The organism is Streptomyces sp. NPDC058157, from assembly GCF_042884105.1.
In the GTDB taxonomy this organism is placed as follows: Bacteria; Actinomycetota; Actinomycetes; order Streptomycetales; family Streptomycetaceae; genus Streptomyces.
Genome location: NZ_JBHVUQ010000096.1, coordinates 1 through 20,782 on the forward strand (window position 1 = coordinate 1; position 20,782 = coordinate 20,782).

Below are 20,782 nucleotides of genomic sequence, written 5' to 3' on the forward strand. Positions count from 1 at the left end.
CTACGCGCGGCGGGCCACCCACCACAGCGCCAGCGTCGGCGCGGGCAGGGCGAGCGGGGCCCAGAGCCGGGTGGAGCCGGCCACCGGCACCTCCAGGGCCAGCGGCAGCAGCGCGAGGACGCCGAGGAGCAGCAGGCCGAGGGCGGGGAGGTGCGTGCCGGGGTCGAAGCGGCGCGTCCGCTCCAGGGCCGCCGCTTCCATGGACGACTTGATCACGGCGCCCGCGACGAAGGGCCACGGCCCGAGGACGATGAGGAAGATCACGGCGATCAGCCCGTCGGCGGAGCGTGCGGGCGAGGTCCCCACGCCGGCCTCGGGGTGGCCGGGGGCGAAGAAGACCTGGGCCGTGGTGCCCGGCCCGGGGCGCTCCCGGGTGGACACCCCCGTGACGGCGACGTCCCGGGGGCCGTCGTCGTAGGGCACGCTGAGGACCACGTCGGTGCTGTAGTACTCGGCGTCGTCGTCCGTGGCCGGGTGGTGCACCGGTTCGCCGGCCAGCCGGACGATCCGGGCCTCGTGCCGGTCGTACCCGGCCCGCTCCAGCCGTTCGACGCGCCTGCCCTCCTCGCCGGACCCGGTGAAGCACACGACGAGGGCGGCGAAGGTGGCGACGGGGACCCCGAAGGCGATGACGATGCGCAGCGGGCGGCCGCGCGGGCGTCCGCGCGGGTCGGCCTTGCACAGGTCGACCTCGGACGGGACGCGGCGGGCGTGCAGGGAGGCCGCCACCCAGCACGCGGCGAAGAGCGCGGAGGCGCCGGCCAGGCAGGTCTCCACCGTCAGCGGCGGGTACGGGCTCACCCCGGTGATCGCGCACAGGGCCGCCGCCGCGGCGCTGCCCACCATGAGCCATCCCGTGGCGCTGGTCCACCGGGTGCGCCCCGGCCCGTACGCGTTCCCCACCATGGCCCCCCCGCCCTGACGTCGTCCGCAGGAGGATAACGGCCGGTCGGGGCGCGGGCGTCAGTCCGCCAGGCGGCCGAAGCGGCCCTTGTGGAAGAGGAGGGGGTCGCCCTCGCCCTGCGCGCCCATGGCCTCGACGCGGCCGACGACGATGAGGTGGTCCCCGCCGGTGTGGACGGCGTGGATCCGGCAGTCGATCCAGGCCGGAACGTCGTCCAGCTGCGGGGATCCGGTCGCGGGGGCGGGCCGGTGGGAGACCCCGGCGAACTTGTCGGCGCCGCTGACGGCGAAGGCGCGGCAGAGCTCGCCCTGTGCGGAGCCGAGGATGTTGACGCAGAACACCCCGGCGCGGGCGATGCGCGGCCAGGTGGTCGACGTGCGGGCCACCATGAAGGTGACCAGGGGCGGGTCGAGGGAGAGCGAGGCGAAGGACTGGCAGGCGAAGCCGGCCGGGCCCGCTTCGCCCTCGGCGGGCGGGGCGGTGATGATCGTGACCCCGCTCGCGAAGTTGCCCAGGACGGCCCGGAACTCGGCGGGGCTGACGGGCGCGCGCTCGTCCTCGCCGACGGCCCGCAGGTCGGGGCGCGGGAGGGCGTCGACGTGCGCGGAGCCGGGCTCCGGGGCCGCGGAGGTGGGGGAGCCGGCTGACCTGAGGTATCGGACGACGGTGGCCGCCATCCCTGCGTGTCCCATCATCCTCCGATTGAAGCTGACGGGTCGTCAGATGAGAAGGGGTGGGGAGGGGAAGGCAGGGTGGAAGGCAGGGCCGGCGCCGAACGGGTGAATCAGGGCGGCCGTGGCGGCCGGTGGCCCGTGCGGCGGGTGGGGGGTGGGCATGGTGGCGTGCGACTGCGTGGCGCCTACCTGTGGAGGACCTGATGCTCGGCACCGACTTCCGGACCGGATCGCCCAACTGGCTCGACCTCGGCAGCCCCGACACGGGTGCGGCCGCCGCCTTCTACCGGGCCGTCTTCGGCTGGGACTTCGTCTCCGCCGGGCCCGAGGCGGGCGGGTACGGGTTCTTCCGGCAGGGCGGCCGGACCGTGGCCGCGCTCGGCCCCCTGACGGAGGAGGGGGCGGACTCGGCGTGGACCGTGTACTTCCAGAGCCCGGACGTCCGGGCCACCTCCGACGCCGTGATGCGCGCGGGCGGGGAGGTGCGTGTGGCGCCGATGGACGTGATGGGGGAGGGCTGGCTGGCCCAGTTCACCGACCCGCAGGGCGCGCGGTTCGCCGTCTGGCAGCCCGGGAAGACGGGCGGGCTGGAGGTGGCCTCCGCCGAGAACAGCCTGGTGTGGGTGGAGCTGCACGTGCCGGACCCGCAGGAGGCGCTCGGCTTCTACGGCCGGGTGTTCGGGTGGCGGTCGGCGGAGATGGAGACGCCGGGGATGACGTACCGGGTGCTGAGCCTTGCCGAGGGCGACCAGCAGGACACCTCCTTCGGCGGGGTCGCGCCGCAGGGGGAGGGGGCGGGAGGGGCGTCGAACATCCTGCCGCGCTGGGTGCCGTACTTCCACGTGGCGGACGCGGACGCCACCGTGGCAGCGGTCGAGGGCGCCGGGGGCGCGGTGCTGATGCCGGCGGCGAACGTGCCGGACGTGGGCCGGATCGCCTGGGCGGCGGACCCGGCGGGGGCGGTGTTCGCGGTGCTGAGGCCGGATCCGCGGATGTAGGTCCTCTAGCGGCCGAGGTATTTCGGGGGGCGGCGTTCCACGAAGCTGGCGACGCCCTCGTTGGCGTCGGCGGTGGTCATGTTGAGCTCCTGGGCGGTGGCCTCGGCGGCGAGTGCGGTCGCGCGGTCGCCGTCCAGGGAGGCGTTGACCAGCTGCTTCGTGAGCGCGAGGGCGCGGGTGGGGCCCTGGGCGAGGCGCTCGGCCCACTCGCGGGCGGCCGCCTCCAGCTCGTCGGCCGGGACCACCTTGTTGACGAGGCCCAGGCGGGCGGCCTCCGCGGCGGGGACGGCGTCGCCGAAGAACATCAGCTCCTTGGCCTTCCGGGGGCCGAGGAGGCGGGGGAGCAGGTAGGCGCCGGCGCCGTCGGGAACGAGGCCGCGGCGGACGAACACCTCGATGAAACGGGCCGGTTCGGCGGCGATGACTAGGTCGCAGGCGAGGGCGAGGTGGGCGCCGATGCCGGCGGCGGTGCCGTTGACGGCGGCGATGACGGGTTTCTCGCAGTCGAGGACCGCGGTGATCAGGCGCTGGGCGCCGAGGCGGATCAGGCGGGACACGTCGCCGGCGACGCGGTCGGTGGCGGTGGTGGTGGCGGTGGTGGCGGCCGGGCCGCTGCGGAGGTCGGCGCCGGCGCAGAAGCCTTTGCCGGTGGCGGTGAGGACGACCGCCCGGGTGGCGGGGTCGGCGGAGGCGTCGGCGAGCAGGGCGATGATGCGTTCGCGCTGGTCCCAGGTGAGGGCGTTCATGGCTTCGGGGCGGTTGAGGGTGATCCAGGAGACGTTGTTTTCGGAGCGGTGCCGGATCTCGTCCGAGGGGGTGTCGGGGGTCATGGAACTCCGTTCGGGGTGGGTGGGTGGGTGGGTGCCGGGTGCCGGGTGCCGGGGCTGGGTGCGGGCGGACCGCTGCGCGGGGCGAGGTCCCCTACCCTCCCCCAGACTCCGTCCGGGGGGACCCCCACTTCGCCCGTTCCCAGGGGCTCCGCCCCTGACCCCGTTACCGTGCGCTCCGCGCCCGGTGCGCTCAAACTCCCCCAGCTACCGCTGGGAGGTGCCCCCAGCGCGGGCTGGAATTTCGCTGCGCGAAATCCAGCCGCGGGCGACCAGCCGCGGGCGACCAGCTGCGGGCGACCAGCTGCGGTCCAGGGCCGAGGCGAGCCGAAACCAGCCCCGCCGGCGTTTGAGGCGCGGGGGTCTGGGGGCTGGCCCCCAGGGCGCGGTCCGCAGGCGGGCCACCTGCGGATCGGCGAGGGGGAAGTCGGGCTAACGACAGATGGCCAGGGCGTCCAGGGCCACCGCCCCCTGGCCTCGGGGTAGGACCATCAGGGGGTTGATGTCCAGCTCCGACAGCTCGTCGCCCAGTTCGAGGGCCATCCGCTGGACCCGGAGGACGACCTCCACCAGCGCGTCCACGTCCGCCGGCGGAGCCCCCCGTACGCCGTCCAGCAGGGCCGCGCCGCGTAGTTCGCGGAGCATCGTGCGGGCCTGGTCCTCGCCGAAGGGGGGGACGCGGACCGCCGCGTCGTGGAGGACCTCCACCAGGACGCCGCCCAGGCCCACGGTGACGGTGGGGCCGAAGAGGGGGTCCTGGGTGACGCCGACGACCATTTCGACGCCGCGTTCGACCATCTGGCAGACCAGGATCCCGTCCAGCGGGATGTTCTCGTAGCGGGCGATGTCCGTCAGCTCGCGGTACGCGTCGCGGATCTGGCTCGCCGAGGTGAGGCCGACCTTGACCAGGCCGAGTTCCGTCTTGTGGGCCAGCTGGGGGCCCGAGGCCTTCATGACGACGGGGTAGCCCACCAGGCCCGCCGCGCGCACGGCGGCCGCCGCGCTGGTGACCAGCTGCTCGCGCGGGACGCGGATGCCGTAGGCGCGCAGCAGCTGCTTGGCGGCGTGTTCGCTGAGCTGCTGGCCGGGCCGCATCAGGGCCCGGGCCTTGCGGTACGAGGGGGAGGGGGTGCGGGGGGCCTCGTCGAAGGGGGACCGGTAGGAGGCCGTGAAGCGGTGGTGGCCGAGGTAGGCGCGGACGGCGGTGATGCAGTTGCCGAAGGTGCGGAACGTGGCCACGCGGGAGGAGCCGAGGAGGGTCGTGCGGTACGCCTCCTCCGTGCCGACGGGGGAGCCCCAGATGACGCAGACCAGCTTGTCGGTGGCTTCGGCGGCGTCGACCAGGTCCTGGGCCAGCTTGTCGCTCATCGGCGGGAAGGGGCCGGTGATCGGGCAGATCAGGACGCCGACGGAGGGGTCCGCGAGGATGGCGTCGATGATCTTGCGGCCGCGCCAGTCGCCCACCGGGTGGCCGCCGTTGTCGACCGGGTTGGCGACGTTGAGGTAGGACGGGATCCACTGGTGGAGCTCGGCCTGCTTGGCCTCCGAGAGGGTGGGGAGGGTCAGCCCCGCCTCGGTGGCCAGGTCGGAGAAGTGGGCGCCGGTGCCGCCGGATATGGAGTAGACGACGACCCCCTCGGCCTGCGGCGGCCGGGCCCGGGCGAGGAGGGCGGCGGTGTCCTGGAGTTCGTCGAGGCCGTCGACGCGGATGACCCCGAACTGGCGCATGGCGGCGTCCACGACGGTGTCGGCGCCGGTCAGCTTGCCGGTGTGGGAGGCGGCCATCCGGGCGCCCGTCTCGGTGCGGCCGACCTTGACGGCGACGACGGGGACCCCGTTGCGCGCGGCCCGGTCGGCGGCGAGGAGGAAGGAGCGGCCGTCCTTGAGGCCCTCGACGTAGCAGGCGATGGCCCCGACCTCGGGCCGCTCGGCGAAGTAGGAGATGAAGTCGGCGGTCTCCAGGTCGGCCTCGTTGCCCGTCGGGGCCCAGTGGGAGAGGCGGATGCCCAGCTCCTGGAGGGTGTAGACGGGCCGCCCCTGGTGGCCGGACTGGGTGATCAGGGCGATGGCCGGGCCGTCGAGGTCCTCGCGGAACCTCTCGAAGGCGTTGAGGTTGGTGTTCGGGCCCAGCAGCCGCAGCCCCGAGCGCCGGACGGCGGCGGTCAGCCGGGCCTGGGCGGCGGCGCCGCTCTCGCCGGTCTCGGCGAAACCGGAGGCGAAGGCGACCGCGAACCTGACCTTGGTGTCGGCGAGTTCCTCGATGACCGGGATCGGGTCGGCGACGAGGAGGACCGCGAGGTCGACCTGTTCGGGCAGCTCGGCGACGGAGGCGTGGCAGGGCAGCCCGAAGACGGCGGTCCGGGTGGGGTGCACGGGGTGGACGCGGGCGCCGACGCGCTCGGCCCAGGCGATCAGCTGGCGGGTGATGCCGGTGTTGGGCCGGCCCTCGGTGTCGGAGGCGCCGATGACGGCCACCGACTCCGGCCGGAAGAACCGGTCCAGGTCGGGTACGTCGGAGTGCAGGGGCCGGCCGCTGACGTCCTGTTCGGCAGCGTCCCCGGCGGCCGGTGCCGTCGTGGAGTGGACGGCCGTCCTGGGGGTCTCCCCGCAGGCCTCGACCCGTGCGCGGAAGTCGGTGGTGAGGGTGCCGTGAGTAGATCCAAGCATCGCTTCGCCCGCCCTGCTCGATGAACCTCGGTGGAGTCGTCGGTAGCTGACGTGTTGTCAGATTACTGAACTGACGCGCCGTCAGGAACAGGGATGCGCAGGAAAGGTGGTGGAGGTGGTGTGCCCGAACGGTGGCAGAGCCGTCCGGGCGCCGTCCAGACCGGAACCGGCCGAGGGTCGGGAGGGGGGCGGCCGCGGGCCCCGTTCTCAGCCGGCCCTCACGGCCGGTGGGGCTTGTGCTGCTCGCAGTGCTTGCCGCGCTTGACGGTCGTGGGGTCGGTCGCGGTGTGCGTCGTGCTGTCGCCGCCGCCCGTGACCGTCACCGTGTCGACCCCGCGCCCGGTCTTGCACGAGCACGGCACGTCGGCGGTGAGCGTGATCGGCGGATAGCTCGCCCCGGCGGCCAGTACGTCGCTCCGCCTGCAGGTCAGGGTGGCCGTGGAGCAGGTCCAGCCGGTGCCCGAGATGCGTACGGCGGTCAGCCCCTTGGGGAGGACGTCGTGCACGGTGACGGTGCTGCCGTCCGTGGCGCCCGGCCCGGTGTTGCCGACCGTGATCGTGTACGTGCCACGGCGGCCCTGGGTGAAGTCGCCCTTGTGCGTCTTCGTGACCGTCAGGGCGGGCTTGGCGGGGCACAGGGCGGCGGGGTTGCTCGTCGCGGCCGCGTTGGCCGTCCAGGTGTTCGCCGTCCCGGCCGTGCCGGTGCCCGTGGTGAGGTCGTCGCAGTCGTACCGGACGCTGTCGCGGAGGGTGTTGCGGGTGACGAGGTTGCCTGCGTTGCCGCCGGTGTCCTCGATGAGGGCGCCGTCGCGGCCGCTCCCGGTCACGCTGTTGCCCGAGATCTCGGAGCGCGCCAGGGAGTTCGGGCCGGCGGAGATGCCGTCGCGGGTGGAGCTCCGGATGGTGTTGTTCGCGATCAGGACCTGGTCGCTGCCCACGTTCGAGAAGGTGGCCGAGCGGACCCCGTCACGGCCGCCCTGGAGGGTGTTGCGCAGAACCTGGAGCCCGTGGTTGTCGTCCCCGACGAAGATCGCGGCGGAGGTGTTCCCGACGGCCTGGTTGTCGGCCACCACGCTGCTGTCCGAGCGGAAGACGTTGAGGAGCGCGGCGTCCTGGTGCGAGACGTTGTGGTTGACGTCGACCCGCACGGTGTTCTGGAACTTGTCGAGGGTGATCGCGCCGTTCCGGTTCTGGAAGAAGGCGTTGTTGTCGATCAGCGCGTTGTCCAGGCCCTGGTCGGAGTAGATGCCGTTGCCGGCCGCCGGCTGCACGGTGAAGCCCGTGTTGTTCAGGCGGACGCAGTTGCGCGTGACCTCGGACTGCGTCGCACCGCTGGAGTTGTAGTACATCCCGGCCGGGTTGCCCTGGATCACGTTGCCGGTGACCAGGTAGCCGGAGTGGGTGACGACCGTGTTGACGCCGTAGCCGCCGAAGGCGGAGCCCTGGTTGTTCTGGACCGTGAAGCCCTGGAGCCGGATCCCGTCCTCGCGGAGGTTCACGATCCCCTCGCCGGTCGGGCTGGTGGCCTCGATGACGGAGTCGACCGCCGGGTCGGGCGCCGCGAACCGGTCGCAGTCCGCCGGGAGGGTGGTCTCGCCCTCCAGCGTCAGGTTCGCCTTGTTCACCTCGACGAGCTCGTTGTAGGTACCGGGGCAGACGTGGACGGTGTCACCGGCCGCGGCCGCCGTGACGGCGGCCCCGATCGTCGTGTAGGTGGCGTTCGGGCAGTGCGCCGTGGGTCCGGTGGCGGAGACGACGAGGGTGGACGCGGCATAGCTGGGGGCGGCCGGGAACGCCACGGCCGCCGCGGCGACCAGTGGCAGAAGGGCGTGGAGCTTTCGCATGTCCTCACCTGTTGATCGTGGAGGCAGGACGGCGCGGGTCCGGTGTGCGCCGCCGGACGGCACTGTGTGATCACGGGGGTCCCGGGGCAAGGTGCCCCGCTGGGGCGGGCGGAGGATGGACCGGATGAGACGAACGGTGCGGGCCCGGACGGAGGGGCCGGCGGACGGGCCGAAGGGCAGGCCGGTGGGCGGGCCGCTGGACAGGCCGGCGGGCGGGCCGCTGGGCAGGCCGGAGGACGGGCCGGTGGACGGGCCGGTGGACGGGGCGACGGACAGGCAGGCCGACGGGCCTCAGCGGGACAGGGCCTTCGCCAGGCGGCGCGCGTCCCGGGCCAGTTCGCGGAACATGCCGCTGATGGGGTTCGTGTAGCCGGTGAAGTACAGGCCCGGGGCGTGCGGGGCGGTGCGGGGGCCGTGGGCGCGGGGGCGGCCCCGGTCGTCCAGCACGCCCAGGTGGCCCACCAGGGGCTCCAGGCCCCGGCGGTAGCCCGTCGCGGCGATCACCGTGTCCGGGGTGATCTCCGTGCCGTCGGCGAGGAGCACGCGGTCGCCGTCGAACGAGGCCACGGCGGCCACCGGTTCCACCCGGCCGGTGCGCACCGCGTCGATCAGGCCCACGTCCTGGACCGGGATCGCCCCCTGCCGGGCCCTGCTGTACAGGCCGGGGGCGGGGCGCGGGAGCCCGTGCGCCGACAGGTCGGGTATCGAGGCCTTCGCCACCAGCGCCCCGAGCCGGTCCACGAGCCGCACCGGCAGCCGCCGGACGAGGATCCCCGTGCGCTGCGCCGGCCAGCCCAGGGTGGAGCGGCGCACGATGTGCGGGGCGGTGCGCACCGCGAGCCGCACCCGGGCCGCGCCGCCCTCGGCGAGGTCGACGGCTATCTCGGCGCCGGTGTTGCCGACGCCGACGACCAGCACGTCCCGCCCCGCGTACGGGGAGGGCTCGCGGTAGCCGGAGGCGTGCAGCAGCCGTCCGGTCCAGGTGGCCGCGCCGGGCCAGTCCGGCAGGTGCGGGGTGTGGTTGAAGCCGGTGGCCACCACCACCGCCCCGGCCGCGAGGAGCCGGCCGCCGGAGGCGTGCAGGGTCCAGCCCTCGCCGTCGGCGGCGCGTTCGACGCGGGTGACCTCGACGCCGGTGACCAGTTCCAGTTCGTGGTGCTCGGCGTACTTCTCCAGGTAGCGGACCACGTCGGCGCGGGCCACCCAGCGCCCGAAGCGGCGCGGGATCTTCAGTCCCGGCAGGGCCGACAGCCGGCGGGTGGTGTGCAGCCGCAGCCGCTCGTAGTGCCCCCGCCAGGAGGTGGCGACCGCGTCCGACTTCTCGACGACCACCGCCCGCACACCGCGGGCGCGCAGTGCGGCGGCGACGGCGAGGCCGCCGGGGCCCGCGCCGATCACGTACACGGGGCGCGGCTGGGTGCTGGTCAGGTCGGGTGCGGGCGCGGGCGCGGACATGAGGAGTGAGCGTATCGACACACAGGGTTGATGGGTCTCGGTCGAGGAGGGAATCGATTGCGGATCGGTCACGGGGGCGGGAGGCGGGCGCGGCGGGCCCGGCGCGGCTCGGCCGCAGAGCCGGGCGGACCCTGCCAAAGTGGGGCGTCCCGGTAGTGGAGAGGAGCGCGCGATGTGGCAGCCCGACGGGTGGGACGTACGCGTCCGGCTCGGTGTCCTCACCCCCCACGCCGACGTCGGCCCCGAGTCGGAGCTGCGCGCCATGGCCCCGGCCGGGGTCGGCCTGCACTTCGCGCGGGTGCCGTTCGGGGCGATGGGGCGCGGCGGTGCGATCGGGGAGACCGTTCCGCTGGCGCCGGTGCGGGCCTTCGCCGAGTCGCCGCGGGTGGACGACGCGGCCGCGCTGCTGGCGGACGCGCCGGTGGCGGTGGTCGCGTACGCCTTCACCGGCTCCTCGTACGTGATCGGCGCGCGCGGGGAGGCGTACCTGCTGGCCCGGCTGCGCGAGCGCGCCCACGGGCTGCCGGTGGTGGCCACCTGCGCCGCCGCCGTCGAGGCGCTGCGCGCCCTGGGGGCGGGGCGGATCGCGCTGGTGGACCCGCCGTGGTTCGACGGGACGCTGAACGAGCTGGGCCGCGGCTACTACGAGGAAGCCGGCTTCGAGGTCCCGTACGCCGCCCCCTGCGGGCTGCCGGGCGGGCAGGCGCAGGTCACCCCGCAGGCCCTGCACGACTGGGTGGCGGGCGAGGTGGGGGACGCGGCCGAGGCCGTCGTCATCGGGGGGAACGGGCTGCGCGCGGTCGGCGCGATCGAGGCCCTGGAGGCCACCCTGGGCCGCCCGGTGCTGACCGCGAACCAGGTCCTGCTGTGGTCGGCGCTGCGTGCGGCGGGCGTGGGGGCGGACGGGATCGAGGGGTACGGACGGCTGTTCACGGAGGTCGTCTGAGGCCTTGCGGGATCGCCGCCGATCCGCTGAACTGACGTACCGTCAGATCTAGTGGAGGGTGGCGGTCCATGCAGACCATCTGGCTCAGCGGGGCCGAATGGCTCGCGGTGCTGCGCATAGGCCTCGGCCTGTGGTGGCTGGAGAGCTGGCGGCACAAGGACAAGAAGGGCTGGTTCGAGCGCGGCACCGGCATCGCCTGGGCCGCCGACGTCGCCGGCAAGCACCGCTGGTCCTTCGTCAAGAGCGGGTTCGCGTCGGTCGTCCAGCCCCGCCCGCGGCTGATGGCGTACGTCGTCGTCTACGCGGAACTCGCCCTGGGCCTGGGCCTGGTCCTCGGCTTCCTGACCCCCGTAGCCCTGGCGGCCGGGCTGCTGCTGAACCTGCTCTACCTGGTGCTGATGATCCACGACTGGGCCGAGCAGGGGCAGAACGCGATGATGGCGCTGATCTCGGGCGTCGCGTTCTTCGCCATGGCCTGGCAGACCTGGTCCCTCGACGCGGCGATCGGACTCTTCCTGTGAGCGCCGCACGGTACGACCTCCCCGAGGCCGACGAGTTCACCCGCCCCTACTGGGACGCCGCCGCGGCGGGCCGGCTGCTGCTGCGGCGGTGCGCCGACTGCGGGCGCGCCCACCACTACCCGCGCGAGTTCTGCCCCTCCTGCTGGGCCGGCGAGGACCGGGTGGCCTGGGAGGAGGCGAGCGGCCGGGCGACCCTCTACACCTGGTCCGTGATCCACCGCAACGACCTCCCGCCCTTCGGTGAACGCGTCCCCTACACGGCCGCCGTCGTGGACCTGGAGGAGGGGCCGCGGATGATGACCGAGGTGGTCGACTGCCCGGAGGGGGAGCTGCGCATCGGGATGCCGCTGCGGGTCGCCTTCCGGGAGGCCGCCGACGGGGTGTGGGTCGCGGTGTTCCGTCCCTGAAGGGGCGCTTTGTTCGGGCGCCGAGCTCTGAAAACCCTCAACTCTCTTGTCGACGCGGCGGCGGGACCGACAGGATCAGGCCAGGCGAAGCGCCACCGCACATCCTCTGACCAGGGATGACCCGTCGCACAGGCTGAAACTGTGCGGTCCGGGCGGGGCGCGGGAATCGCCTTCTGTGCTCAATGAGGGGAATTCGGAAAATGATGAGCATCTCGCGCAAGCTGAAGACCGGCGCCGTCGCCGTCGCCGCCACGATCGCCCTGCCGGTCCTCGGCCTGGCCACCGCCTCGCCGGCCGCCGCCGGCAGCTGCGACTTCGGCGGTGGCGGTGGCAGCTGCACCTCGCGGTTCGTCCCGACGGCGTCGAACTGCGCCGGCATCTTCGACTACCTGCGCTCGCACGGCGGGAACATCGGCAAGATGAGCAACACCTTCCAGAACGAGTGGCGCCAGTGCGCCGCCGGCCCCATCGCCGGCGGCTTCGGCAAGGGCTGACCCGGACCACGCCTCCCCGGACGGCGCCCGCGCGGAACCCCGCGCCGGGCGCCGTCCGGCGTTCCGCGTCCGGCCGTCCGGAGTGGGTTCAGGGCCAGAGCAGTTCGCGGGTCCAGGCGGCCGCGCCGGTGCGGCGGTAGCGCAGGCGGACGTGGCGGCGGGCCGCGTCGCCCTGGAAGAACTCCGCCTCGGAGGGCTCCAGTACGTAACGGGTCCAGGTCGGCGCCGGCGCGTCGGGCTCCGCGCCCGCCCGGTCCCAGGCCGCCGCCGAAGCCCGCGCCAGCTCCTGCGCCGAGCCCAGCACCTCGCTCTGCCGGCCCGTCAGCGCCGCGGCCAGCGCACCGCGCGAGCGGACCGCCAGGTCCGCCCGGCTCTCCCGCTCCCCGCACGCGCTCACCCGGCCCCGGACGCGGACCTGCCGCCCCACCGCCGGCCAGTAGAAGACCAGCGCCGCCTCCGGCCGCCCGGCCAGCTGGCGGCCCTTGGCGCTGGTGGCGTGCGAGGCGAAGTGCCAGCCCCGTGCGTCCGCCTCGTGCAGCATCACGATCCGCACGTCGGGCCGGCCCTCGGCGTCCGCCGTCGCCAGGCCCATCGTGTGGGGCTCCGCCTGCCCGGCCCGGGCGGCGTGCACGAACCACTCCCGGAACAGCTCCACGGGCTCGGCGGGCGCCGTCGCCGGGTCGAAGGAGGGCAGGGCGGTGTCCCAGACGCGCAGGGAGTGCAGGACCTCGTGGAACTCGCAGTCGTCGCCGGTCATGCCGCCAGGCTAACGGGGCCCCGGCCCGGGCCGGGGCGGGCGGCCGGGCGGGGAGCGGCCGGGTGGGGCGGCCCGGACGCCTTGCCGTGCCGGCCACCCGGGCCGTGGCCGTTGTCCGGGCCGTGGCTGTTGTCTGGCCGTGGCCGCCACCCGAGCCGGGGCGGGAGGCCCCGAGGTCGTCGTCGGGCGGTTGCCGCATAGGGTGCGGCCCATGCCTACACCCCGAGCCGTCGCCCGCGCGCTGGTCGTCCTGGCCGCGGTGGTGGCCCTGGCGGCCCTCGCCGCCGCCCGCTTCCACCGGGCCGGCGGGCCCGCCCTCGCGGCCGAGCTGGACCATCCCGTACTCGCCGCCGCCCTGGCCGCACTCGCCCTCACCGGGGCCGCCCTGCTCTCCTCCCGCCGCCCGGCGGTGCGCAAGGGCGCCGGCCTCGCGCTGGCGGGGGCGGTCGTGGCCGGGGTGCTGGCCGTCCCGGCGTACGGGGTGGTGACCGACCCCTTCCCCGACCTGGAGTGGGACGTCCCGGCCCCCGACGGCTCCGGCCGGCGCCTGGTGGTGGAGCGGGGCCTCGGCTTCGGCGACCCGGCCTGGAGCATCCACGTGGACACCGGCCCGCTGCCCACGGCACGCCGCTGGCCCGTGGCCTCGTACACCCCCGCCTACCCCAGGGGCGTCCTCCAGGCGGAGTGGCTCGACGCCTCGCGCATCCGCCTGATCGACTTCGACCACGCCCACCACGACCTGCGCATCGCCCCCGACGGCAGGCCGCTCGACCCGCTGGACTGGTAGCGGGACCGCGCGGCCCGCCCCGGTCAGGCGATCGGGACCGCCGTGCCCGTCACCTCGATGCCCGCCGCCGGGTCCGCCGGCACGCCCACCGTGATCAGGCTCGGCCGGCCCATGTCCACGCCCTGGTGGACGGTGAGCACCGCCGGCACCTCCACCAGGCCCAGGCTCCGCAGGTACCCGCCCAGCGCGGCGGAGGCCGCACCCGTCGCCGGGTCCTCCACCACACCGCCCGGCGGGAAGGGGTTGCGGGTGTGGAAGACCGTCGGCGACTCGCGCCACACCAGGGTGATGGTCGTCCAGTCCCGGCGGGCCATCAGCGCGCCCAGCGCCGCCATGTCGTAGTCCAGGTCCGACAGCCGCTCCCGGCTCGCGGCCGCGATCACCGGGTGCCAGGCCCCCGCGTACGCCGCCCGCGGCGGCAGCGACGGGTCCAGGTCGGCCGCCGACCAGCGCAGCGCGGCCAGCAGCTCCGCCAGGTCGGCCTCCGCGATCTCCGCCGTGCGCGGCGCCACGCTCACCAGGGTGGCGACCACCGCCCCGTCCGGCCCCGCCGAGGTCGTCACCGGCACCGGGCCCGCCCCGGTGTGCAGCAGCAGCTCGCCCACCCCGAACCGCTCGGCGTGCGCGACGGCCGTGGCGATCGTGGCGTGCCCGCAGAACGGCACCTCGTTCTGCGGGCTGAAGTACCGGATGTCGAGCTCCCCGTTCTGCCGGGGCACCACGAACGCCGTCTCCGAATAGCCGACTTCCGCCGCCGTGGCGGCCATCGTCGCCTCGTCCATACCGGTGGCGTCCAGCACCACACCCGCCGGGTTCCCGCCGAGCGGGTCGGTGCTGAAGGCCACGTAGCGCAAGAGATCCATGCACCGAACGTAGTGGGGCGCTCGCGCGGGCGTCAAAACCCATGGGGCGAAACGGCGTTGATGTGTCAGGTCGGGCCCTCAAGCCCAGGTCAGCAGCTGTCCGTTCGTGCCGATCCCCACCGCGAACCCCAGCGCGATCCGCCGCGCCCCCCGGCTCGGCCGGACCGCGTGGAAGAACCGCGGGTCCAGCAGCAGCGCCTCGCCGGTCCGCGGGGCGAGCTCGATGGACTCCGCGCCCCGCACCACCGTCTCGTCGTAGCCGTAGTACGCCGACAGCCGGTGCTCCTCGTCCTCCGGCCGCCAGCGGTGGCGCCAGATGACGGTCTCGCCGCCCTCGGGCGGCACGCTCAGGTACAGGTTGAACGCGAACTGCCCCATCAGCGGCACGTCCAGCAGGTCCCCGGCGTACTCGCGCAGCGCGTCGTCGAAGTGCACCTGGAAGCCCTGGTTCGGCTCCCGGGCCACCCCGTCGCCCATCTCCAGACCGCCCCGCCGGCCCACCGCCACCCCGCCCGGCCAGGCCGCGGCGAGCGCCTCCCGGCTCGTACGGAACGGGTCGAAGGACAGGCCCAGCCCCGCCCAGGCCTCGCGGTGCCCCTCCAGCGCCTTCCAGTAGCCGTCGGCGACCCCGCCGTCCGCCATGTGGTCGCTGACCCCCACCCCGAACCGCATCACCGGCGGATCGATGCGGGCCTGCTGGTAGGAGTCGAACGGCCGGGCCTCCAGCGCGCCGAGCACCTCCGCGCACCGCTCCTCGGAGAGGAAGCCCGGGACCCGCACCGCCGCGCAGCGGCCCGCCGCGAGGGCGGCGAGCAGTTCATGGGTGAAGGCGGGCGCGGTGACGGCGCGGAAGAACGGATCGTGCGGTGGCCGCTCCGGTGCTTCCGGGGCGGCCCATGCGCCCTGCGTGGTTCGTTCTGCCTGTTCTGACGTCATTCGACGGCCCCCCGGGCGCTCGGAAAGACATGCAGAGAACAACAGCACTTACACGGGATGCGTCCCACTGGTCGTACGGAAGGCGGACTTGGCGTCGAGTTCGAGCGCCTGCCGTCCGGCCTCCAGGGCCTCCATCGCGATCCGCCGGCCGACCTCCGCCTGGAGTTCCTCCAGAGCGCTCCCCGGCGCCCCCCATCTGAGGGACTGGTCGTCGTTCGTATCGGCCGGGACAGCAGTCATCGGCGGACCTCCGCGCATTTCGGTGTGGGACGCGTCACACAGGGTGAGGCACCGTCAGGCTACGCGCAAGCCCGCACCGGCCGCCGGAGTTCCGCCCAACTGACGCGGAATGGCGGGGTTTCAGCGCCGCTCAGGTGGGCATCTCGCGCAACGTCTTCTCCAGCAGCGCCCTGGCCTGCACCGACAGCGGATGCTCCGAGGCCACCACCCGGTCCAGGTCCCGCACCAGTGCCTTCAACTGGTTCACCGCTTCGGGGGTACGCCCCCGGATCCCCAGCAGCACCAGCACGAACGTGAACCGGAACCGCATCACCAGGTTCGAGTCCGGCGGCTGCGAGGCGTCCCGCAGCGCCGCCCGGATCACCTGCTCCGCCTCGTGCGCCCGGTCCTGGCGCAGCAGCGCGTGCGTCAGCGTCTCCCGCGCCCGCAGGATCTCCGGCGTCGACGGCGGCCAGTGGTTGCGGCGGCTGATGTCCAGGATCTGTCGGGCCTCCGCCTCCGCCTCCGCGTGCGAACCGAGCGCCAGCATCGTACGGGCCAGGGTGTTGCGCATCACCAACGTGTCGTAGTGCTCCCGGCCGCGCACCTCGTTCTCCGCCTCCACGATCGAGCGCAGCATCACCTCCGCCTCCCCCTCCCGCCCGGACTGCTCGTTGATCGCCCGGGCCAGCTTGTGCCGGCTGGCCAGCGTGTCGGCGTCGTTCTCGCCGAGGATCAGCGTCCGCGCCCGCACCACCTGCTCCAGCACCCGCTCCGCCTGCGCCAGCTGCTCCCGGTCCAGGTGGATGCGGCCCTGCTCGTGGCGCAGCCCCAGGATCTCCCGGTCGTCCACGTCGAACCCGAAGGAGGCGCACCGCTCCACCATCGGCAGCACCAGGTCGTACGCCGGACCCGGCAGCCCCGTCGCGATCAGGTAGCGGGCGGTCAGCCGGGCCAGCTCCAGGGCCTCGGCGCGCACTGTGCGGTCCGCCAGCTTCAGGTCGCCGAGCAGGCAGGCCCGCGCCACCTCCACCGCGTGCGGGGCGAGCGAGGCCCACAGCGGCCAGTTCGCCGGGTGGTCGGGATTGCGCAGGTGGACGGCCGACAGCACCATCCGCACGGCCAGCCCGTAGTAGTCCGCGGACCGCTCCCGCACCTCCCCGTCCTCGCGCAGCACCCCGTGCACCACCGGGTGCATGGTCAGCACGTGCGCCAGGTCGCGTTCCGCGAAGCCCTCCCGCTCGTAGGCGTCCACCAGCCCGAACTCCTCCAGACCGGCCAGGGCGGCGCCGGTGCGCGCCGGGGTCGCGCCGGGGAAGAGGGGGGAGCGGGTGAGGTCCTGCCCGGCGAGCAGGCAGCGGTAGGGGATCGGGGCGATGCTCAGGCAGGCGAACACCTTCAGCAGGGCCGCCGCCTGCCCCTGCTCCCGCCGGCCGAGCAGGTCCAGGGCGATCCCGCAGGTCTTCTCCACGATCTCCCGGCCCAGCAGCTCGCCCAGGTGCGGCCCGTCCTGGCCCGCGGTGGTGTCGAGGCCGGCGGCGACCGTCCTGCGGAAGGTCTCGAAGTCCCGGATGTCGCCGTCCGACGAGATCCGGGACTCGTTCACGGCCTTGATCGTGTCGGCGGCGTGCCGCAGCGCCAGCGGCAGCCCGCCCAGCTCGCGCGAGAGCCGGCGCGCGTCCTCGTTCGTCCCGCCCAGGCCGCCGGTCCGCTCCAGCAGCATCGACGCGCCGTCCTTCTCGTTCAGCAGCGGCACCTGGTGGACCCGGTTGCCGTCGCCCCAGGTCTGCCGGCGGCGCACCCGGCTGGTGACCAGGACCGTGCCGCGGGCGTTCTGCGGCCTGCGCAGCCAGCCCGTCCCGGCGGCGACCTGGCCGCCCCGGGGGCCGAGGCGCTCGGGATCGTCCGCGTTGTCGAAGACCAGCAGCCACGGGTCGGGGCAGTCGTTCAGGAGCGTCCACACCAGGTCCATGGCCGTGCCCAGCAGCCAGGCCCGCTCCACCATGATCGACGGGGCCCCCAGGTCGCGGGCGATCATCCGCATCCGCAGGCTCAGCTCCGGCATCGACACCCACCACACCCGGCGCCCGTCGCGCTGCGCCCGGTCCGCGGCCTCCAGCGCGAGGCGGCTCTTGCCGGAGCCGCCGAGCCCGGCCAGGACGTGGACCTGCTGGCGGGCCTCCTCCGACAGCAGGTGCGCGACCAGCGCGAGCCGCTCCTCCCCCTTCAGCTGGCCGTCCTCCGGCTGCGGGTAGGGCGGCGGCGGGAACGGAGCCAGGTCCGGCTCCGCGGCGGCGGGCGCCGGCAGGACGGGCCGCCCGTCGGTGTCGCCGGGGGAGCGCGGGGTGAGCACCTCCGGCTCCGCCGCCGCGCCGGCCGCGTCCTCCCGGGCCGCCTCCAGCAGGGCGCCGCGCACGGCCATGTAGGAGGCGGTGGTGCGGTCGGCGGGCTGGACGATGGAGAAGTGGTCGGCGGTGACCACCCCGCCCTTGGGGAACACGCCGCGTGCGACGACCGGCGGCACCACGTCGTCGGCCGAACCGCCGTAGGCGCGCACGGGGATCGGGCACTCCTTGTCGCTGTACGCGCGGGCGTGCACCACGGCGCTCAGCACCGTGCGCTGGGCCTCGGTCACCGCCCGGTCGAAGGGGCGCAGCTGCTGCTCCTGCGGGTTGTGCCACAGCACCTTGAGCCATTTGCGGACGGTGAGGAAGAAGCCGGAGCCGGTGTTGGGGCAGGCGAACATCGTGAAGTGCCGGATGCGGCGCAGGTCGCCGCCCTCGCCGTTCCACAGCTTGCGGGCGAGGAAGCGCTGGACGACGAGGCCGCCCTGGCTGTGGGTGACGATCACGATCCGTTCGGCGTCGGCGAGTTCGGTCTCCAGGAAGGTGCCGAACTGGTCGGCGATGTCGTCGGTCTCCGCGACGCGCCGGTCGGGGCGCAGCCGCACGAGGGGGGAGTCGTACTGGAACGGGTGGACGCTGAGCCAGTCGCCGAGTTCGGGGTCGCCGGCCAGGAGCCGTTCGAACGCCTTCCACACCTTCGCGGAGGAGAACAGGCCGTGCACCAGCACGAGATGGACGCGTGTCCGTACCGCCATCGCGAACCTCCGCAGCCAGGAAGGGTGTTGAAGCAGATGGAATTCGGTCGCAGATGAAGAACCGGTCGGCTCAATCATGCATGAGGTGCGACGCGCGGAGCCATAACGTGACACGCCCGGAAACCCCGTCCCGCCCGGCGGCGCCCCGCCCGGCCGCCCCGGCCCGCCGGCCGCCCGGGCCGCGACCCCCGCCCCCCGCCCGGCCCCCTGACCTGCGACTGCGCCCCCCGGCTCCCCGCCGTTCCCCACCCACCGGGCGAGCGCCCCCCGCCCCGCCGCAGCGGCCCCCGCCACCCCGCCCCGCCCCCGGCACCCCCCGACACGCCCGACCGTGCCCCCCTCCCACCCGGACGCGCCCCCCGACGCGCCCCCCTCCCACCCGGATGCGCCCCCTCGGACCCCGGGACGGCCGTACGGGCGGTTGCCGCCGAGTGGCGGCGGCGCAAGACTGGTGATATCAGCGTGAAACGCCCGCTGCCCTGCAATTCTGAAATCCCCCGACATCAAATGATGAACCATCAAATGATGAATTCTTAATCGTTGGTCCTCTCGCTCAGGAGGTGCCCCATGAGCAGGACCCGACCGATCAACTGCATCATCCCTCCGTACATTCTCGACAAGCTCCTGGAGAGCCCGGACGGCGCGGTTCGCCAGGCCGCCCTGGACACCCTCCTCACCACCGCCCGTCTGCGGGGTGAACGCAATGTCCGCGCGTCCCTCGCGGGCGCCACCGCCACCCCCGGTGACGGCCGGCGCACCATCTTCGACTGCGACGAGGGGACCACCCTGCGCCGTGCCAACCTGGTCAGGACGGAGGACGGACCGGAGTCCGCGGACACGGCGGTCGACCAGGCCTTCGAGGGCCTGGGCCTGACGCGCGATTTCTACCGGCAGGTCTTCCAGCGCAATTCGATCGACGACCAGGGAATGCGTCTGGACGGTTACGTCCATTTCGACGTGCAGTTCAACAACGCGTTCTGGGACGGGCAGCAGATGATCTTCGGCGACGGGGACGGGACGGAGTTCAGCAACCTCGCCGGATCCCTCGACGTGATCGGCCACGAGCTGACGCACGGCGTCACCGAGAACACCGCCGCCCTGGAGTACCACAACCAGTCCGGGGCCCTGAACGAATCGATGTCCGACGTATTCGGTTCACTGGTCAAGCAGTGGTCGCTGAAGCAGAAGGCGGACGAGGCGGACTGGAAGATCGGCGCCGAGGTGTGGACCCCGGGAATCAGCGGTGACGCCCTGCGGTCGCTGAAGGAGCCGGGGCAGGCGTACAACAATCCCCAGTTCGGCAAGGACCCCCAGCCCGACCGCATGAGCAAGTTCATCCACCTGCCCGACACCCCGCGAGGGGACTCCGGCGGGGTCCACCTCAACTCCGGCATCCCGAACAAGGCCTTCTACCTGGCGGCGGTGGGCATCGGCGGATTCGCGTGGGAGGGCGCCGGACGCATCTGGTACGACGCGCTCAGGGCGTCGACCGCCCAGGCCACCTTCCAGGACTTCGCGGACACCACCTACCAGAAGGCCGGCGACCTGTTCGGCGCCGGCAGCCCGGAGCAGCAGGCCGTACTGGCGGCATGGGCCGGCGTGGAGATCCAGATCAGCGGCGTCCCGAAGGCCCGCGCCTTCGCCGTCAACGGCAACGGCCGCGTCCCCCACGAGGACGGCATCGCCGCCCTCTCCCGCCAGCTCGGCGAGCTGAACGCCAAGGTGACGGCCCTGGCCAAGGACCTGTCCACCCTGAAGACCACCAGATAACCCCGAAGACACCCGACAGCCGGGTCGGCGGCCCACCACCGCCGCCCCGAGCCACGTCCGCTGTCGCCACCGCCGTGCCCGGGTGCTCAGCAGGCCTCTCGGTGGCCAGCCCCAGACGGCCGTCGGCCGCCGGGACGAAAGAACCGCGTGGCGATCCGAGGCGCCCACCGGCCCCGGATGACGCTCCCGTCGTCCTCGGCTGCGGGCAGGGACCCCAGACGGCAGTCGGCCGCCGAGACGGGAGGAGCGCGTAGCGATCCGGCGCGGAGGGGATGGGTGTCGGCCCGGATGCCCGGTCTGCCGGCCCCCGACGTCCCCGCCTGCTCGCTGAGGGAGCCGGATGGTCAAGGTAGGACCGTCCCGTTCCTTTGGGGGTTTCCCGGCAGTCCTTGTCTTTCCGGGGCGGGGCGGGCTGTCAAGGGTCGCCGAAGGCGATCGCGAAGCGACGCGACCGGAGGGAGCGCCCTTGACAGGCCGGCCCGAACCGGAAGGACAGTGGGACTGGCGGGAAACCCCCAAGGCAGCTCTGAGACCGCCCGGCCGGGACTCCGACGACCCCTGGTCCCGCCCGGCTGGCCGGTCACCGTCCGGCGGGAGACCGCCCCCCCACCCA

General features: G+C 74.0%; 18 protein-coding genes. 7 read left to right on the forward strand and 11 right to left on the reverse strand.

The genetic code is table 11. From position 1 onward, the window contains the following. Positions 1-906 carry a hypothetical protein gene (locus ACFVXK_RS22900; protein WP_389614449.1) on the reverse strand — a complete coding sequence of 302 codons (906 nt, stop codon included), beginning with the start codon at positions 904-906 and terminating at the stop codon, positions 1-3. Positions 907-963: 57 nt separating this feature from the next. After that, positions 964-1,581 (reverse strand): flavin reductase family protein, encoded by a 618-nt coding sequence (locus tag ACFVXK_RS22905; protein WP_389614495.1) that lies wholly within the window; start codon positions 1,579-1,581, stop codon positions 964-966. A gap of 200 nt (positions 1,582-1,781) precedes the next feature. Here ACFVXK_RS22905 and ACFVXK_RS22910 point away from each other — a divergent pair, with 200 nt between their 5' ends. Then, positions 1,782-2,576, forward strand: coding sequence for a VOC family protein (locus ACFVXK_RS22910; RefSeq protein ID WP_389614451.1), 795 nt, complete (start codon positions 1,782-1,784; stop codon positions 2,574-2,576). Between the two features lie 5 nt (positions 2,577-2,581). Here the strand turns inward: ACFVXK_RS22910 and ACFVXK_RS22915 are convergent, their stop codons facing one another. From ACFVXK_RS22915 to ACFVXK_RS22930, 4 genes are all read right to left on the reverse strand, one after another. Next, the gene (locus ACFVXK_RS22915) at positions 2,582-3,406 is read right to left on the reverse strand and encodes an enoyl-CoA hydratase/isomerase family protein (protein ID WP_389614453.1); all 825 of its coding nucleotides are present in this window, start codon (positions 3,404-3,406) and stop codon (positions 2,582-2,584) included. Positions 3,407-3,835: 429 nt separating this feature from the next. Continuing rightward, on the reverse strand, positions 3,836-6,070 hold the full coding sequence (locus ACFVXK_RS22920) for an acetate--CoA ligase family protein (protein WP_389614455.1): 2,235 nt from the start codon (positions 6,068-6,070) through the stop codon (positions 3,836-3,838). A 218-nt stretch (positions 6,071-6,288) separates the two neighbouring features. Next, positions 6,289-7,914 carry a hypothetical protein gene (locus ACFVXK_RS22925; RefSeq protein ID WP_389614457.1) on the reverse strand — a complete coding sequence of 542 codons (1,626 nt, stop codon included), beginning with the start codon at positions 7,912-7,914 and terminating at the stop codon, positions 6,289-6,291. Between the two features lie 291 nt (positions 7,915-8,205). Beyond that, the gene (locus ACFVXK_RS22930; RefSeq protein ID WP_389614459.1) at positions 8,206-9,369 is read right to left on the reverse strand and encodes a flavin-containing monooxygenase; all 1,164 of its coding nucleotides are present in this window, start codon (positions 9,367-9,369) and stop codon (positions 8,206-8,208) included. Between the two features lie 172 nt (positions 9,370-9,541). Here ACFVXK_RS22930 and ACFVXK_RS22935 point away from each other — a divergent pair, with 172 nt between their 5' ends. From ACFVXK_RS22935 to ACFVXK_RS22950, 4 genes are all read left to right on the forward strand, one after another. Further along, the gene (locus tag ACFVXK_RS22935) at positions 9,542-10,315 is read left to right on the forward strand and encodes a maleate cis-trans isomerase (protein ID WP_389614461.1); all 774 of its coding nucleotides are present in this window, start codon (positions 9,542-9,544) and stop codon (positions 10,313-10,315) included. Between the two features lie 68 nt (positions 10,316-10,383). Then, entirely contained in the window at positions 10,384-10,836 is a 453-nt protein-coding gene (locus ACFVXK_RS22940) for a DoxX family membrane protein (RefSeq protein ID WP_389614463.1), read from the forward strand. Continuing rightward, a complete protein-coding gene (locus ACFVXK_RS22945) occupies positions 10,833-11,243 on the forward strand; it encodes a Zn-ribbon domain-containing OB-fold protein (protein WP_389614465.1) in 411 nt (136 codons plus the stop codon). The genes ACFVXK_RS22940 and ACFVXK_RS22945 overlap by 4 nt, the downstream gene beginning before the upstream one ends. Positions 11,244-11,443: 200 nt before the next feature. Beyond that, positions 11,444-11,737 (forward strand): hypothetical protein, encoded by a 294-nt coding sequence (locus ACFVXK_RS22950; RefSeq protein ID WP_389614467.1) that lies wholly within the window; start codon positions 11,444-11,446, stop codon positions 11,735-11,737. A gap of 88 nt (positions 11,738-11,825) precedes the next feature. Here ACFVXK_RS22950 and ACFVXK_RS22955 read toward each other — a convergent pair whose 3' ends face one another. Then, positions 11,826-12,494 (reverse strand): pyridoxal 5'-phosphate synthase, encoded by a 669-nt coding sequence (locus tag ACFVXK_RS22955; RefSeq protein ID WP_389614469.1) that lies wholly within the window; start codon positions 12,492-12,494, stop codon positions 11,826-11,828. Between the two features lie 211 nt (positions 12,495-12,705). On the opposite strand from ACFVXK_RS22955, the gene ACFVXK_RS22960 reads away from it, so the two are divergent. Then, on the forward strand, positions 12,706-13,281 hold the full coding sequence (locus tag ACFVXK_RS22960; RefSeq protein WP_389614471.1) for a hypothetical protein: 576 nt from the start codon (positions 12,706-12,708) through the stop codon (positions 13,279-13,281). 23 nt (positions 13,282-13,304) lie between these two features. On the opposite strand, the gene ACFVXK_RS22965 is transcribed toward ACFVXK_RS22960, so the two are convergent. From ACFVXK_RS22965 to ACFVXK_RS22980, 4 genes are all read right to left on the reverse strand, one after another. Further along, positions 13,305-14,144, reverse strand: coding sequence for a PhzF family phenazine biosynthesis protein (locus ACFVXK_RS22965; protein ID WP_389614473.1), 840 nt, complete (start codon positions 14,142-14,144; stop codon positions 13,305-13,307). A gap of 78 nt (positions 14,145-14,222) precedes the next feature. Then, complete coding sequence (locus ACFVXK_RS22970; RefSeq protein ID WP_389614475.1) at positions 14,223-15,080, reverse strand: proline hydroxylase; 858 nt, start codon at positions 15,078-15,080, stop codon at positions 14,223-14,225. Between the two features lie 48 nt (positions 15,081-15,128). Next, the gene (locus tag ACFVXK_RS22975; protein ID WP_358895151.1) at positions 15,129-15,320 is read right to left on the reverse strand and encodes a hypothetical protein; all 192 of its coding nucleotides are present in this window, start codon (positions 15,318-15,320) and stop codon (positions 15,129-15,131) included. A 130-nt stretch (positions 15,321-15,450) separates the two neighbouring features. Beyond that, positions 15,451-18,399 carry an alpha/beta fold hydrolase gene (locus ACFVXK_RS22980; RefSeq protein ID WP_389614477.1) on the reverse strand — a complete coding sequence of 983 codons (2,949 nt, stop codon included), beginning with the start codon at positions 18,397-18,399 and terminating at the stop codon, positions 15,451-15,453. Positions 18,400-18,966: 567 nt separating this feature from the next. On the opposite strand from ACFVXK_RS22980, the gene ACFVXK_RS22985 reads away from it, so the two are divergent. Next, positions 18,967-20,169 (forward strand): M4 family metallopeptidase, encoded by a 1,203-nt coding sequence (locus tag ACFVXK_RS22985; protein ID WP_389614479.1) that lies wholly within the window; start codon positions 18,967-18,969, stop codon positions 20,167-20,169. Positions 20,170-20,782: the final 613 nt, after the last annotated feature.